16 protein-coding genes are annotated in these 15,167 nt (G+C 34.1%); 6 read left to right on the top strand and 10 right to left on the bottom strand.

Annotated elements, in window-relative coordinates; translation table 11 throughout:
- Nucleotides 1–24: 24 nt before the first annotated feature.
- The gene (locus HYY69_01385) at nt 25–981 is read right to left on the bottom strand and encodes an AbrB/MazE/SpoVT family DNA-binding domain-containing protein (protein ID MBI3032100.1); all 957 of its coding nucleotides are present in this window, start codon (nt 979–981) and stop codon (nt 25–27) included.
- Between the two features lie 112 nt (nt 982–1,093).
- Between HYY69_01385 and HYY69_01380 the strand changes: the two genes are divergently transcribed.
- The gene (locus HYY69_01380) at nt 1,094–1,231 is read left to right on the top strand and encodes a hypothetical protein (protein MBI3032099.1); all 138 of its coding nucleotides are present in this window, start codon (nt 1,094–1,096) and stop codon (nt 1,229–1,231) included.
- A gap of 265 nt (nt 1,232–1,496) precedes the next feature.
- Here HYY69_01380 and HYY69_01375 read toward each other — a convergent pair whose 3' ends face one another.
- On the bottom strand, nt 1,497–2,333 hold the full coding sequence (locus HYY69_01375; GenBank protein MBI3032098.1) for a Bro-N domain-containing protein: 837 nt from the start codon (nt 2,331–2,333) through the stop codon (nt 1,497–1,499).
- 108 nt (nt 2,334–2,441) lie between these two features.
- Nucleotides 2,442–3,176: a 50S ribosomal protein L11 gene (locus HYY69_01370; protein ID MBI3032097.1), complete on the bottom strand. Its 735-nt coding sequence runs from the start codon at nt 3,174–3,176 to the stop codon at nt 2,442–2,444.
- 96 nt (nt 3,177–3,272) lie between these two features.
- On the opposite strand from HYY69_01370, the gene HYY69_01365 reads away from it, so the two are divergent.
- A complete protein-coding gene (locus tag HYY69_01365; protein MBI3032096.1) occupies nt 3,273–4,886 on the top strand; it encodes a sigma-70 family RNA polymerase sigma factor in 1,614 nt (537 codons plus the stop codon).
- A gap of 25 nt (nt 4,887–4,911) precedes the next feature.
- On the opposite strand, the gene HYY69_01360 is transcribed toward HYY69_01365, so the two are convergent.
- The 3 genes from HYY69_01360 to HYY69_01350 are packed head-to-tail and all read right to left on the bottom strand — an operon-like array spanning nt 4,912 to nt 7,065.
- Entirely contained in the window at nt 4,912–5,541 is a 630-nt protein-coding gene (locus HYY69_01360) for a hypothetical protein (GenBank protein MBI3032095.1), read from the bottom strand.
- 47 nt (nt 5,542–5,588) lie between these two features.
- Complete coding sequence (locus tag HYY69_01355; protein MBI3032094.1) at nt 5,589–6,551, bottom strand: methyltransferase domain-containing protein; 963 nt, start codon at nt 6,549–6,551, stop codon at nt 5,589–5,591.
- 4 nt (nt 6,552–6,555) lie between these two features.
- Complete coding sequence (locus HYY69_01350) at nt 6,556–7,065, bottom strand: hypothetical protein (GenBank protein ID MBI3032093.1); 510 nt, start codon at nt 7,063–7,065, stop codon at nt 6,556–6,558.
- Between the two features lie 415 nt (nt 7,066–7,480).
- On the opposite strand from HYY69_01350, the gene HYY69_01345 reads away from it, so the two are divergent.
- Nucleotides 7,481–7,813: a hypothetical protein gene (locus HYY69_01345; protein MBI3032092.1), complete on the top strand. Its 333-nt coding sequence runs from the start codon at nt 7,481–7,483 to the stop codon at nt 7,811–7,813.
- A 38-nt stretch (nt 7,814–7,851) separates the two neighbouring features.
- Here HYY69_01345 and HYY69_01340 read toward each other — a convergent pair whose 3' ends face one another.
- Nucleotides 7,852–8,541 carry a TrmJ/YjtD family RNA methyltransferase gene (locus tag HYY69_01340; protein ID MBI3032091.1) on the bottom strand — a complete coding sequence of 230 codons (690 nt, stop codon included), beginning with the start codon at nt 8,539–8,541 and terminating at the stop codon, nt 7,852–7,854.
- Nucleotides 8,542–8,655: 114 nt separating this feature from the next.
- Between HYY69_01340 and HYY69_01335 the strand changes: the two genes are divergently transcribed.
- Nucleotides 8,656–9,876 (top strand): NAD(P)/FAD-dependent oxidoreductase, encoded by a 1,221-nt coding sequence (locus tag HYY69_01335; protein MBI3032090.1) that lies wholly within the window; start codon nt 8,656–8,658, stop codon nt 9,874–9,876.
- A 15-nt stretch (nt 9,877–9,891) separates the two neighbouring features.
- Here HYY69_01335 and HYY69_01330 read toward each other — a convergent pair whose 3' ends face one another.
- Together HYY69_01330 and HYY69_01325 are read right to left on the bottom strand one after the other, a co-directional pair.
- Nucleotides 9,892–11,124 carry a hypothetical protein gene (locus HYY69_01330; GenBank protein ID MBI3032089.1) on the bottom strand — a complete coding sequence of 411 codons (1,233 nt, stop codon included), beginning with the start codon at nt 11,122–11,124 and terminating at the stop codon, nt 9,892–9,894.
- A 58-nt stretch (nt 11,125–11,182) separates the two neighbouring features.
- Entirely contained in the window at nt 11,183–12,373 is a 1,191-nt protein-coding gene (locus tag HYY69_01325; GenBank protein ID MBI3032088.1) for a hypothetical protein, read from the bottom strand.
- Nucleotides 12,374–12,502: 129 nt separating this feature from the next.
- Between HYY69_01325 and HYY69_01320 the strand changes: the two genes are divergently transcribed.
- Both HYY69_01320 and HYY69_01315 read left to right on the top strand, forming a co-directional pair.
- Nucleotides 12,503–12,943, top strand: a complete 441-nt coding sequence (locus tag HYY69_01320) for a nucleotidyltransferase family protein (protein MBI3032087.1) — start codon at nt 12,503–12,505, stop codon at nt 12,941–12,943.
- Nucleotides 12,927–13,271: a DUF86 domain-containing protein gene (locus HYY69_01315; protein ID MBI3032086.1), complete on the top strand. Its 345-nt coding sequence runs from the start codon at nt 12,927–12,929 to the stop codon at nt 13,269–13,271. The genes HYY69_01320 and HYY69_01315 overlap by 17 nt, the downstream gene beginning before the upstream one ends.
- 3 nt (nt 13,272–13,274) lie before the next feature.
- On the opposite strand, the gene HYY69_01310 is transcribed toward HYY69_01315, so the two are convergent.
- The gene (locus HYY69_01310; GenBank protein ID MBI3032085.1) at nt 13,275–15,152 is read right to left on the bottom strand and encodes a nucleotidyltransferase domain-containing protein; all 1,878 of its coding nucleotides are present in this window, start codon (nt 15,150–15,152) and stop codon (nt 13,275–13,277) included.
- Nucleotides 15,153–15,167 lie beyond the last annotated feature (15 nt).

Below are 15,167 nucleotides of genomic sequence, written 5' to 3'. Positions count from 1 at the left end.
TAAAGAACGTGCTTTCATTACTGTTTACTCTTCAGGTAAATGCTGTAGCAAACTCAGCCGCGCTTCAGTAATTGCAACAATGTATTCAAATAAATTTCTTACTTCAGTAATAAACCATATTTCTCGTTTTCCCAAGCTCGTAAGTGTTTTTTTAAGCATTTCAAGCGCATCATTTCTTTTATTATATAATTCAAATACTTTTTTATTATTAAACTTATAAAAGATTTCGTCATACAACTGGCACGATTCTAATAGTAAATCAAGAACTGTACAGCTTGTTTTTGAAAGTTTGATATTCTCTTTTAACATTTCTCGAGCAGAATATTTAATGACGTCGGTCATTTTATCAATAAAAACAATAATAGTATAAACGATTGAATTATGGTATTCATCTGATAACCCAGATTTATTTAAAATTCGAAGTGCATAACTCGTAAATCGTGTAATAGAATCATGTTTTTCTTCGATGGTATCTAATAAAATGGTATTTCCCTCTTTACATCCTTTTACAAAATCACTCATCGCATCAACAAATAAACGTAAAATTCTTCTCATTACTGTTTCAAACTCTTTAAAAGAGACGCTCGATATGTCTTTAATAACACACATATTCTCTTTTTGAAGAATGATTTCAAAACCAAGTAGGCGGCGAACTTCTTCATGAATTATTGAAATTACACTAACATCATTTCCTACTCTAAAGTGAGGAACTAAAGGATTAGAAAAATGAAGTTCTATTTCATCATAACCTTTTCTATAAAGACTTCGTATATAAAAAATGATTGAAGTTCTATCTAAAAGAGAAATATCAGCGTTGATTTTTTTAATATCTATTGCTTTTTCTGTTGATATAATTAACTTATTGCCCTTTTCTTGGAGTTCTAACTCTTCTCCTTTTTTGACGCCAAACATCTGCGCCCATTTTCTTGGCAAAGAAATCAATTGTGTAGATTCTGCAATTTGAATGACTTTTCTTTTCATAAGTTATAAGGTTATTGTAGTATATATATAAACTTTTTCATTTTATATAAAGTTTAATCATTTTAATCAGAATATATAAATATAGCTAGAAGTTTAAGGGGATAGAATAAAAATGAAAAATAAAGTTCGTGAGAAAAGGGGGGGAAAAGAATTATTATATTCTACTACTGAGGTTGTAGCTGAAGCTATGAAAAATCTCAAAGAAAACAAAAGATTAGACTTGAGCTGGGAGCAGGAAGAAATACCGTAGAGAGAACTTTGCAAAATACTCGCAAAGCTCGGGTTACTGCCAGTTCGCATTGAGATATCTTTTTAACAAAGCAATTTTCTCTCTGGAACCTCGAAAATTGCTCGATATGCACCTCGAAAATGCTCACGAAATTGGCAGTAACCATAATTTTGCAAAGTTCTCTAGACATAACACCGAAAAGACGAACAGGATGCGTCAATTTCAACTGAATTCTGATTAGTTCAGGGTTAAAACCTGCATGGGAGTTTAATCTTGGCAATTTTGCTTATTTTAATAGTTTATTTTTCTTTCTTTCAGCTAAATGTAAATAATTTTCATTTGAAATAACAGACTTCCCAATTTTCTGTTCCAGTTCTTTTCGTGTATTCTTAGCAATGTCTCCGCCTTCTTTTGCGGTTTGTTTTAACTGTGGAAACTCCTTTGCGTCTTTCGCAACAGTAATATCAGTTGTAGCTTTCTCACCAACCATAGTTAAAATCAATTCCCAATCAGTCATATGATCTCTGAGATTTTGGTTCGGTTTCTTCAATCCCTTAAACTGCTTGTATTCACCAACTGTCTTACCAAATGTTGCCTTTGAGATTTCATTAGTCAGAATGGCGAAATCGTTCTCTTCTTGGATGCCTCTTGATTTCCATTCATCCGTTAAATCTTGCCTTATGGCAATGCCCCTTAACCTTTTGTCTATCCAGTTTTTTGGATAACCTTTGAGTTCATAGTATTCTTTCACCCTATCTTGAGCAAGCTCTGGATTTTCAATTTCTTCAATTCTTTCCTTACCAACCTGAGCTAACCACATCTTAAACGGCTCTGCTTTCTTGGATGGAATTGACTGGATAAGCCGAAAAGCATTTTTGGTATTGACGCAATCAGTATATCGTGATTTGCCATCCTCAGCTGGCATTTTCAAACCGTTACAAATTGTAACGAGTTGGGATTCTCTATGTTTAAGTACCCTCCAATAGGTCATTGGATTATCACTTTCACTTAATACTGCAACTATATCAACAACAGAATAAAACCATTGATTATCATGCCAAAGTCTCCTAATCTTCCTATCTTGAAATACAATTAACCCTTTTTTAATATCTTTATCTACCATGTTGATTTTCAAGAAGAGTAATAAGTATAAATAATTAATGGTGATATACTTATTAGATAAGAACTCCTTAATAAAACCACAAGAAAAATAAAAAAAGGTTAAAAACCTTTATTTCTTAGCTGGAGCTGCTCCGCCTTCAGGCGCTGCTTTTTCAACAGGCACAAGCTCGTCGATAATTGGCAATGGTATGCCAACTTCGATCATACGCTTCCTGATTTCTCGCTTTTCTTTGCCTTCTAATTCCTTCATAATTGCTTTAGCGCGAGATTCAAACTCAGCACGGCGTCTCTTAATCTCTTCTTGTAATTTGATCTTTTCTTCTTCAAGCGCTTTTAATTCAGCTGCGCTCAATTCAGTTTTACCTAATTTGATTTTATCAGCAAAAGCTCCTTGATTAACTGCTTCAATAGTTTCGTGAGCAGATTTTCCTTCTACAAGAATTCCCATAGATTGACAGGTTCCAAGAATTTCTTTAACTCTGCCAAAGTTATCCTTGCCTAATAAAGAATCCTCTTTCATTTTAGCAATTTTAATAATTTGCTCAATTCTTAAGTCTGCTACTTTTTCAGTTAAAGGATTAGATGCTCCTTTTTCAATGCCTGCTTCTTTTTTAATTAAGGCAGATGCTGGAGGAGTTCCAACAGTAACTTCAAAAGTTTTAGTATCTTTATCAATAAGAACTTTAACCGGGACACTCATCCCTTTGAAGTCAGCTGTTTTTTTATTAATTTCAGAAATAACCTGACCAATATTTATTCCCATTGGCCCTAATGCAGGTCCTAATGGTGGGCCTGCTGTTGCTTTGCCGCCTTCAACCAATGCTTCAACTACTTGCTTAGCCATTAATATTCATGAATTTGTTGAGTGTTTATAAAGGTTTTGGATAAATTTTATATGTATTGAAGAGAAACCATGAAATGTGTTTAATGAGGAGATAGTATGAACAATGATGAAGAAACAACTAAAGGCATTACTATTGGCGATATACTTTCTTTAATTTCAGATGAAGAAGCTAATCATAAGGGATATTCTCATGATGTTACTGATCAACAATATTCAAATGGTCATGATCCATTAGAGGTGTATCTAAAGAGAATGGGAAAAAGAACGCTCTTGACCAGGAAAGGAGAGCAGGCACTTGGAGCTGCAATGAGTGAAGAGAGAACCAAGTCTTATAAAGCAATGTACAGGAATGCTGATGTAGTTGTACTTTATTTTGGAGGAATTGTTAGCAGATTACATAATACTGTTGATGAACGGGTTGAATCGTATTTAAGTTCTCATGATTCACCTCATGCAGATAAAGATTTTGTTGACACGTATTTTAGATTAGGTTATGATTCTGAGAATGAGACTTCTGAAGATGAAGCTGGAACTGAAGATGCAAAGAAAAAACAAATAATGCTTGAACTTAACGCTGATTTTGAAGCTTCTTATAGGAAAATTGTAGAATATGCAAGAAATCTAAAAAGCAGAAGAAGAAAATTAGTAGGAACTAAAAATCTTAAAACAAGAAAAAAATATAGTGAAGAAATTGTACATTATACTGAAGAGATACTTGCTGAAGCTAAAAAATGGCAATTAAAAACCAAGTATGAAAAAGGACTAGCTCAACTTGTAACAGATACGTACAGAGATCTTAAGGGAATTAGAGAAGATAAAGAAGCTTTAACAAGAGAAGTACGTGAAAGATATGGTCTCGATAAAAGAAAAGGTTCAACCTTTAGAATTCCTCTGTTAGATTATATAATTGAAGATATGGAACAAAACAGAGCAGCTTATGCACGCGCTGCTCGATCATATCGAAGATTATATGATAATCTTGTCGGAGCAAATTTGCGATTAGTAGTGAGTATTGCAAAAAAATATACTAATAGAGGGCTTCAGTTTCTTGATTTAATCCAAGAAGGAAACATAGGTTTAATGAAAGCAGCAGACAAATTTGAATATCAACGTGGATATAAATTTTCAACGTACGCAACATGGTGGATACGACAGGCAATAACACGAGCACTCGCAGATACTGGACGAACTATACGCGTAGGCGTACATAAAAATGAAATATTGAATAAAATACATAGAGTAAAAAGTAGATTAGAGCAAGAGCTTAGAAGAGAACCTACAAGAGCAGAATTAGCAGAAAAGCTCGAACTACCGGTTGAGAGGTTAGACACTCTATTACAACAAGGAAGAGACACAATTTCACTTGAAACACCTATCGGAAGAGACGATGATAGTGAACTGGGTGATTTAATGGAAGATGAAACAGCAGTAGATCCTATTGAATTACAGAAACAAGCTGATTTAGGAAGAGTAATAGACGTAGTTTTAAGAACCTTGAATCAAAGAGAAGAAAAAATTCTTAGATTACGTTATGGAGTTGGCAGGGAGTATCAACATGAAGATAAAGCTAAAGATGGACATACTTTAGAAGAGATTGGAGGTAAATTAGATTTAACAAGAGAAAGAATCAGGCAAATTGAAAAAGCTGCATTAAACAAATTAAGAACTCGTAGAGGTAAAGATGAACTTAAAGAATATTTAGATGAATAAAAGACCGTAGTAAACAATATATTGTTTATCTATCTCCGCAATGCCCTTCGCCAGTCTTTGCCTTCATACAATTTAAAGAACAATGCTGCCGATTATAAAAAATAGTTCCTGTCTGCTGACTGCATCGTGGGTGAACAACATAACTATCTTCATCACAAAAAGAAACAAGTTTTTCTTTTCTGCCATCATCATAGACAACATAATCATTAAAAACATAACCCTCACGTTTTAAATATGTTCCATGATCTGTTGGATTCGACCTTATGCAGGTATTTGAATCAAGACATCTTCCATCATAGCATCCATATTCGCAGGGAATTGTTTTAACCCAATCATGGTTATAAGAACAATAGTATTCTTTCAATTCATATTTTTTAGTGACAGGATTATAACTGCAAACATCTTCTTTATTTACGGTAAAAAAATTGTTATCTTTAAAACTTACAATACCGGTAATGCGTGTATTAATACCTCCATCAGTATCAAAACAAAGCTCATCGCTTAATACCGTAGGACGAGCTGTACCAATAGTATTGCCTACAATGTTATTACCTGAAGGATCAAAATCAGAAACAAGAAAGGAAGTGCCAAAAATAGCTATAAGAAGAACAACAAATAGAGAAAATACCATATGTTCTTTAGTTATACTGTGCAATGAAATCCCTCTTTTTCCCTTTTTTAAGTGCTTTTTGCTTATAAATGTTATCTTTTCAATACAATTATATTTTTACTTAATGATTTATGAAGATAATAAGTAAATTCCTTGATAATTCTCCAGTTGGTTGTCTTTATAATCCTCTTATAATCAACAAAATCAGGGAACATAACAACAGCGTTTTCAGTGATTTGTTCAGCATTTTTGAGAAAGCTAAGGTAAAGCTTGTTGATATCCTGAATTTTACCACTATTCTTTCCGTAAGGGAGATCAGTAACAATAGCATCAGCTTCGATGTTAAGAGTTGCTGCATCACCTTTGATCAGTTTAACATTATATAAGTGATAATGATTCACATTTTTTCTAGCAGCATCCAACATAGCTTGAGATAAATCAACACCCATAACCTTCAACCCCAAAAAGCCTGCTTCAACCAATATGCCGCCACTTCCGCAAAATGGATCTAAGAGAGTCCCTTGGTTAATAACCATATTTATTGCAGCTCGCGCTAGTTTTGGATGCAATGATGTTGGATGCAATACTGGCTTCATATGGGCTTTTCTCTGCAAAAATTCTTTTTTATTGCACCATATTTTCTTAGCTGCTATATACTGTTTGCCGATGTTGAAAAAGTGAAATTCAGTTTCAGGATTATGCAGGCAAACTTGTGGATGTTGTAAACGAGTATACACAAAACCTGCAAGGATCTGTTCATCATTAAATCCATGACAACGAACAGCAAAATTGCGTTTATAGTATTTTTGCCATGAAAAGGTTTTTGCTTTCATATATAGTGTTTTTTTCGATCCTGAAAAAAGAATTTGATAGGCATCGTGAGTGTACGCTAATCTCGAGATAAAGGTTAGATTTTTTTCCTGTTTAAATGAAGGAGAAATAATGAGAAAATTATTATGCAGAGTATAAGCGCTCTGCTTAATATGAAGCAATGAGATTACTTCATAGGCAGCAAGATCAATATTTTCTTGGGAAAGTTCAAAAAGGATCTTCATAAGCCTAGTTATAAGTCATCGGCATACATTCGCCCAGAGTACATCCATTTTTGCAAGTAACTATTTTAGACTGCATCATACCTTGTTCGCAATAAAATTCTTCTAATTGGGTATAATTAATACATCGATCATATTTAGTAATACAAGTAGTATTAGTTCCAAAATAAGTATGCCCTACTGAGTTAGTATTAATGCCGTTATCGGTATCTAAACAACCAGGTTGGCAGGAAGGCGCTGAGGCAGGTTCAGAAGAAGAAGTAGTAGTAGTTGATTTCTTTCCTTGATCAGGAAATTGCGCAGTTTTTTGAGGAGAATTACCTTTTTGAGCTTCATTAACAAGTTGTTCTTTATTAGAATTATCATCATTTCCACCCCATAATAACGATAATCCATATATTAAAATAAAAACAGCAGCGATAAAGATAATAACAGGGCCTTGAAATTTTTTCCAGCCAAATTTCAAGAGTGAACTCATATCAAAATTAACATCTTCATCTTTCTTAGGATCATACATAGGTGGTTTCATAATTTCAAGGTTTTTAAAGGTTGTGTAAAAACGGGCTTCGGTGAAAATGTAGTTTTTGGTGCCATGCTTGTGATTATCTTTCAAATTAATGAGCGAGAAAAAAGGAAATTCCAATAGGAATTTTTTCCTTCTTATAAATAAGCGGGATAATCACGGCACCAAAACCGAGGCTATGCCGAGATTTTCACCGAAGCCGCAAAAAAAGTACGTAATAAGTCATTTTTCAGTTTTAGCGCCAGTTCAGCTTCTAAATGAATTTAAAATTGGATTTTTCTCTCTGGAACCTCGAAAAATCCCCAAAGTGAATTTAAGAAGAGCTTCACAAAAGTAGGCGCTAAAACTCCAGACTTATTACGTACTTTTAACAACAATATTTATATATTTACAAAAATCAAAACACAATATGGCTAAACGCGGCAGACCTATCTTTTCTCCAATACGACAGAATTTAATAGAAATTCTCTTTTTTCTTGGTAAAGGCTATGGTTATGAGCTTCATAAAATTTACAACAGCTTGTTCCCTAAATGCACTAATAGAGTTGTTTATTATCACTTGAGAAAAGGCGTTTCTTTAGAAGAGTTTAAGCTTGAAAAAGTCAAAGTTGAACACGGCAATTATTCGTGGGGATCAACTGCAGAAAAAAGTTATTATTCTCTTGGGAAAAGCGCTCAGCCAAAACAAGACCAACGGATTAAAGAATGGCTTGATAAGAATCGTCAGAATAAAAGTGAATAAGCACTATCTTTTTTGATGCTTAATTTCAATATATTAAATCACAAAAGCTTCTTAAAAAAACCAATTAACGCAAAAGCTTCCCTCCTTGTTAAAAATGATTTGCCTAATATCTTTTTCCATAATATTAATTGTGTTTGTTTTTTCTCGGGTGTTGAAAAATCAATGGTTTCAATAATCTTTTTAATATAACGATAACAAACTTGTTTTTCAGTAATAGTTGCTGGTGTAAATCGATCGGTAGATTTATCTGAATGCGATTGAAATAATTCATAGAGTATAATGCCGACAGCATGGCTGATATTTAATGAGGGATATTTTTTGCTTGCAGGTATAGAAACAACGAAATCACATTGTTTGATTTCATTATTGGTTAAACCATCGCCTTCCCTGCCGATCCATAAGCCAATGTTTGTATGCTTAAGGGGATGTAATTTTGCAGCTAACTGCTTAACGGTTAAAGGACTTCTTGGTAAATTATAATCATTGCTTAATCGAGCTGTTGTTCCAATAAGATAATCAAAATCCTTGAAAGGAAGTTTCTTGAGAATCTTCGCTTTCTTCAAAATATGCTGAGCATGTTTTGCGCGCTTGATTTCTTCAATATCTTCTTTAGCTAATTTTGGTTTAACCAAAATTAAATCAGAAATATCAAAATTAGCCATGATACGCGCAATAGCGCCAAGATTGCCTGGTGTTCCAATTTCCTGCAATATTATTGTTAGTTTCATTTAGTTGATAATAACAAGATGATTTAATATAAGAATCTTACGGTAGATTGTACGTAATAAGTCTGGAGTTATAATCATTAACTATAAAAAGCCATGATTACTTTAAGAGCTATTATGACTCACATAGTTATCATTGGAGGAGGTTTTGGAGGAATATATACTGCTAAAGAGCTTTTGAAACATCTTGATCAGGACAAAGATTCAATCACCTTAATCAACAAAACCAATTATTTTCTCTTTACGCCGATGCTTCATGAAATTGCTACCGGCGGAATATCATTGCAGCATATTGCAGAACCAATTAGAAAAATTATAAAAAACAAAAACTTCGAATTTCTTGAAGATGAAGCAGCTGAAATTGATATCAATAAAAAGATAGTTAAAAGAAAGCTGGGAACACCAGTATCTTATGATTATCTTGTTGTTGCTGCTGGCGCTGGCACGAACTTCTTCAATATTCCTGGAGCTGAAGAATATTGTTATACCCTCAAAGATCTTCATCAAGCATTTGACATACGAAATAAAATTATCGAACAACTTGAAACTGCTGAACGTGAACAAAGCAAAGACCATTATTTAACTTTTGCTGTTCTTGGAGCTGGACCAACAGGCGTAGAATTAGCCGGAGAAATTATTGAATTTGCGCAACAAATTAAAGAAGACTGCCATAACATTAAAGATAGAAAAATAATGGTGTATCTTATACAACGTGGACCAAAAATTCTACCTATGTTACATGACAAGTGTATTGAAAAGACTATGAAAGAACTTAGAAGAAAAGAAATAACTGTTTTAACAAATGCTGAAGTTACTCGCGTCCATAATGATGGATTTGAAATTAACCATAAGAAAAAAATTAAAGCTGGTATGATGATTTGGACATCCGGAGTTAGATCGAATAAGATTGCTATAAAACCTGATGTTGCTCGAGAGCGTGAAAGCATAGTAATAGACGCATATTTGCGTCTGCAAGGAAGAACAAAAGAATTTGCCATAGGCGATTGTGCTGTATGCGTTGATGCCAATGGTAATAAAGTACCATGGCTTGCCCAAGCTGCCGTAAGTCAAGCAAAAATATGTGCGCATAATATCATTGCAGACATGAATAATGCACCATTACTGCCATTTATATTTAAACCTTCAGGATTATTAGTGTCTGTTGGCCAGAAATTTGCTGTTGCTGAGATTAATGGTTTTCGCTTTAAAGGTTTTTTTGCTTGGTGGCTGTGGAGAACAATTTATTTAAGCAAAGTGCTTGGTTTAGACAATAAAATAAGAATTGCCTATGAATGGACATTGAATTTATTTTTTAAAAGAGACAGTACAAAGATTTAGATTAAAAAAATTTAATCAAAAAATAAATTCTTGTGAATAAAGAGCATCTTTTACTTCTCTTAAAACTCGATTACGCAAAGCTAAAGAAACGTTTGCAAGACGATGTTCATAAGATCTTGCTTGACGCATAAATGATTGATCATCATATAAAACAATACCTTTAACTTTTGGTCTTGCTCTAGACGATGTTATTTGATTGCATAAGCTGACTATTGCTTCAGAAAGATCTCCGATGTAACGAATAAGTTGTTGATCTAGAGTGCCATTAGTAACTAATGCGGTGAAATATTGCTGTAAGGATTGTTGATGACTATTGTCTTGCAAAGGAATATTATTATCGCGCATTAGTTTCTTAACAGAGTATTTACCATCAACCATAACATACGCGACAAGATTTTGATATAATTTTCTTTCTGCTTGTAATACACAACGCCATAATACTTTATCATGATAAGAAAGATCAGTGCGATAACCACGAGGGATAGGTATCTTAGGCATACGCTGAAAAGTTAAACCTACACCACGTTGAACACGTTTAAAAAAAGCAGTTGAACCTTCCTGATGATCTGACACTCCAGTAGATTGACCTGATTCTAAACCATCTTTATCATCATCACCTTTATCTTGTACAAGGTAACAAAGTCCACAAGAAGCATCACCTACATGATTATCTTTATAAAGTTCTAAAGGCAAGGGTACAATAGGCTGAGCAGGTTGGAGAAATTTTGGTTTGTAAACCAAATCATAACGCTTAACAAACGCATTAAAAACTGAGGGTAAAGCTGGAATAAAAATGCCGTGAGAAGTTGGGAATGGATCACGAACTAAAGGAAACATTCCAGGGAACTCAGCATCAAGCAAAGTTGCATACTTAAGAAAATCGTCAAACAAAATAATATTTCGTTCAGTAGTTCGAGCCATGGTAGATGAATGACGATCTAAATCTAAATAACCATGCAAAACAGTAAGAATATCGTTTACCCTATCTTCGATGGGGGGATAATCAATAAAAGGATTTAATTCAGATGACAAGAATTTTCTTCTTAATGCTCTTGAAGGTGATAAATCTCGAAATGGCGATTGAGCAAGAACATGATCTAAAGCACCACTATCAGGTACTTCTGACCATTCTTCATAAGGATAAAGCTGAGCATAAAATCTTTCATGAACTGCAACTCTATAGGCAGCTCGCGCTAATATTCGTAATACATCATGATCTAAACTTGATTGTAATTCTTCTACCTGCATACTCTAAAAAACTGAGGTTGATTTATAAATATTTTTAATTTAACTACTAATTAGTGGATTAAAAAATAAAATTTGGCTTGCGAAGGTCATCAACAATATGTCCAAATCTTGGTTGTTCAAGATAACCATGTACTTTATTGAGTACAGGTTCAAAATGAATGCCTGCTTCCCTCAGTGTTCTAAAATCATACAATACCATACCTTTCTCTTTGGGTAAATAACGTTCTTTACAATGATCAATAGCCTTAATCAAGCTCCTGAGTTTAACACGCATTTCTCCAACATATGTTTTAGCACGCATGATTGATGGATCAGTCTCATAGTTTCCATGAGCCATATCATACTTAGCTGATGCTAAAAAAGTTGGAAGCAATGTTTTTAGATAATCATCTAAATTATCAGGTTGCGGAAGAGGTAAATGTTTCAAAATGCTTTTATCATTGAATTCCTGGCCTGCCATAACATACGCAGTGATAATTCTTAACAAATCCTGCTCAGCTGAAAGAACTACATCCCATGCTTTTTTAACGCAATCACCGGTATTTCCTTCAGATGAAACAGTTGGAGCAGTATAATGTTTGTGGGGATAAAAATAAAGAGCAGCTATTAATTGCGTTGTACTTGGTAATAGCTCTCCCCCAAAACCTCGAGAGACGACAATACCATGATTTTTAATCAGATCATAATTTCCTCGCTTAATTCTCCTTGATGGAAAGCGAGCTAACAAATCTCGATGAGGAGGTAGAGTGTCTTGATACATTTCTTCACAGATTTCTTTAATATAAAATTTATAATCAACACCAACAAAAATACCATAGGGAGCAACAAGGATTTGAGGTCCAACAAACGTGCTTCCTTCAGGGTAACTAGATAAACGAACATGAAAATCTATTTTCTCTAATAACGAAGAAAAATTTCCTTTATCATAAAATGGTCTCAACATGTTTCCTAAAACATAGCTACGGGCAATAAGTGAATGACCTCTGACTTTTTGCTTAATTTCATCTTGAAGCAGCTTGTATGAATCAACAGATAATGAGGCGAATTCATTAAGTCTAAAAACAGCGTCGAGTAGATCATCAAAACCAATCTGTGCTTGTCTCGGTAAAGCTAAAGCATAGCCAAAACGCACCTCTGTTCTGCTCCTCCAATCTGCGCGAGCTAAAATTCGCAATACTTGTTGATCTAAAGTAGTTACTTCAGTACGTAATTGAGCTGGATCTTTCTTTGTTCTAAGAGTAGACGCCATTTTCCTAAGAACATTTCCTTTGTATATAAAGTATTATATAATTAGTACTGCTAAGTGATTATCTTAAAGGTAAAACTTTAAATATAAGTACTACTAGTAATACTAGTAATACTTATGTAGGTGAATAAAATGCAGTTATGTGTAAAGAATGTAGACCAAAAATTGTTTAGAGAATTTAAGGCTGAAGTAGTAAGAGGGGGTTTAACATTAGGTGAAGGGATTAATAAAGCAATAGAAAATTATGCAGAGAGCAAGAAAAATAGCATCATACTGACTAAAGAACAAATAATGGAAAGAATTGAAAAACATAAAGAAAAGATAAAATCATTTGGTGTAAAAAAGCTAACGCTCTTTGGTTCTTATGCATCAGGAAATGCAACTTCATCAAGTGATATTGATTTTCTGGTTGAGTTTGAAACAGGAAGAGGATTGTTTCATGATTATGTAGAGCTATTGCATTTATTAGAGGATTTATTTGGTAAAAAAATAGATCTTGTAAAACCACACTTAATTAGAGAAGAACTGAAGGAATCTATTTTAGGAGGCAAAAAAATTGTCGCGAAGTTATGATTTATATTTAAAAGATATTGTTGATGCTATTAATTCAGTAGAGGAATTTACCGAGGAACATTCATTAGAAACATTTAGTGAAAGTAAATTACATGTAGACGCATGCGTGAGAAATCTTGAAATTATTGGAGAAGCTGCAACACAAATGCCAAAAGGAGTTAAAGAGAAATACTCAAAAGTTCCTTGGCAAAATATTGCTGATTTCAGAAATGTTGTCATTCACGCATATTGGAAAATTGATAAAGAAGTGCTTTGGAACATAATAAAAGAAGATTTAGAACCCCTAAAAAAACAAATTGAAGATATTTTGAAAGAGATTAAAGTATAAAAATCAATAATTCAGCAATATCTCGACATCTTTGCCGAAGATACTTTTCAAGTTCTCAAATATTGGTTCTTTGATAAAGACTTTTGAAGGAATTTCAACTTTAGTCAACGCTTTTTCCAATTCTTCAAGATTGCTTGGTTCTGTTGTTCCAAGACTACCATCTGGTTTAAGAGGCGCTTTGGAGATTTCTTTATCTTCATGATCAATGTCATGGATGATAAATGCTGTTTTATCCAGTAAAATAACTTCACCGTATCTGTTTCCATGTTTAACACGGATTTTCGTGCGCTCTAATTCACGCCCGCGCTTGCGCTGCATGTATTCAACCAAAAATTTGATAAATTCGCCGGATTTACGGCGTACTTCTTCAACTTCTGTTTTCAATAACTTTCCCGCATCATAATCCTTTTTTGCTTTTTCTATTTCCTTTAAGTCGCGAAGATATTTTTCAGGAATTAATCCTTTGTGGACTATTTCTACTTCAAAGATATCAACCATCTCAGTATCTTTAACCTTTTCAACACCTTCAAGGCGAAGAATATCGCGGATAATAGTCACAATAGTGTCATAGATATGAACAACAGACTCTTTTTCTTTTATTGCTTCAATCTGGGTAAACAATTTTTTAATGCGTTTCAAATATTTATCTGCATCATGCATTAATTCATCAACTTCTTTGCCAGTAAGATCTTTTTTGGTGCCATGCTCGAGTTCCTTCCTTACCTGAATATTCTTTTCAAGGATATCAACATAGGATGCCTCTAACAATTTTTCTTTCTTAACAAATAACTCCCGCATTAATTCTGCTGTTTCCCGAGGAGCTGGCGGCGGAACGCCAAAAAGCATCAATGCTGCCTGCGACGGCGTTAAAATAGCATAATACGTGTCTTCCATGCCAATTTCGCGCATTTTCCACTGGACGCGGCTGATCATTTGTTCGCCGGAATTCATAAACATATCAATGGCTTCTGAAGAAGGCTTAATTTTACCCATTTTAAGGAGCTGCTTCCAGGGCATAAATATGCCGCGATCATAGAAAGGAACACCATCTCGCAGCAGCGTAAAAATAACAGGATTTGCTTCCCGTAATGAGTCCCAAAAGTCTGTTAAAATATAAACTTGGATATTCAATTTGTTTTTAATCCCCGTAATTTCTCCAGCTTCAATACCCATGCCGATAATAATGGCGCGTAATTTATCTTTTAATTCTGCCCGCGTCATTTTTTTGACATCAGTGTCGTCAATAATAATCATAACATCAATATCGCTTAATTCTGTTGCCTGACCGCGGACAAGGCTTCCAGAAAGCACATAGCTTACAATATATTTTTCAAATTTCTTAAGAACCATGGTTTTATGCACTTCTGCAATTTTAATTGCAGCCAACATTCCTTTATCATACAAGGGCGCGCCTAATTTAATAAGCTCAAGAAGATCATATTTTGCATCATAGCAGCTATACCATAATTCTGAAAGAATAACCACTTGAGGAATTAAATTCTTATCAGTTTCTTTGCCAATATTCATGATAATTGCAGTTAGCTTGTCTTTAAGCTCGCCTTTCGGCATCTTCTGGCTGTCAGAATCATCCACAAGCACCAGCACATTAACAAGATCAGGATTTGCTTTTTTGCCTTCTGCTGGTTTTTCAGGAGGCAGCAAGGCAATAGCAGAAATATATTTATCAAATTTTTCAAGAACTTTTTTCTGGAATATATCGAGTTTGTCTTTGATTTTCTTTAATTTTTCCTGGGTTTCTTTAGGAAGTTGATTAATATCGGGAAGACCAAGCTGCCCCGGTGGTAAACCTTGGGATAAAGAATTTTCTTGTTGAGGAAGTGGTTGTTCTTGATCTTGTTCTTGATCAGTCTTCTTATTCATGCATTATCACCAGCT

This window comes from Candidatus Woesearchaeota archaeon, from assembly GCA_016192995.1.
In the GTDB taxonomy this organism is placed as follows: Archaea; Nanobdellota; Nanobdellia; order Woesearchaeales; family DSVV01; genus JACPTB01.
This window is presented reverse-complemented; position numbering and strand designations above follow the sequence as displayed.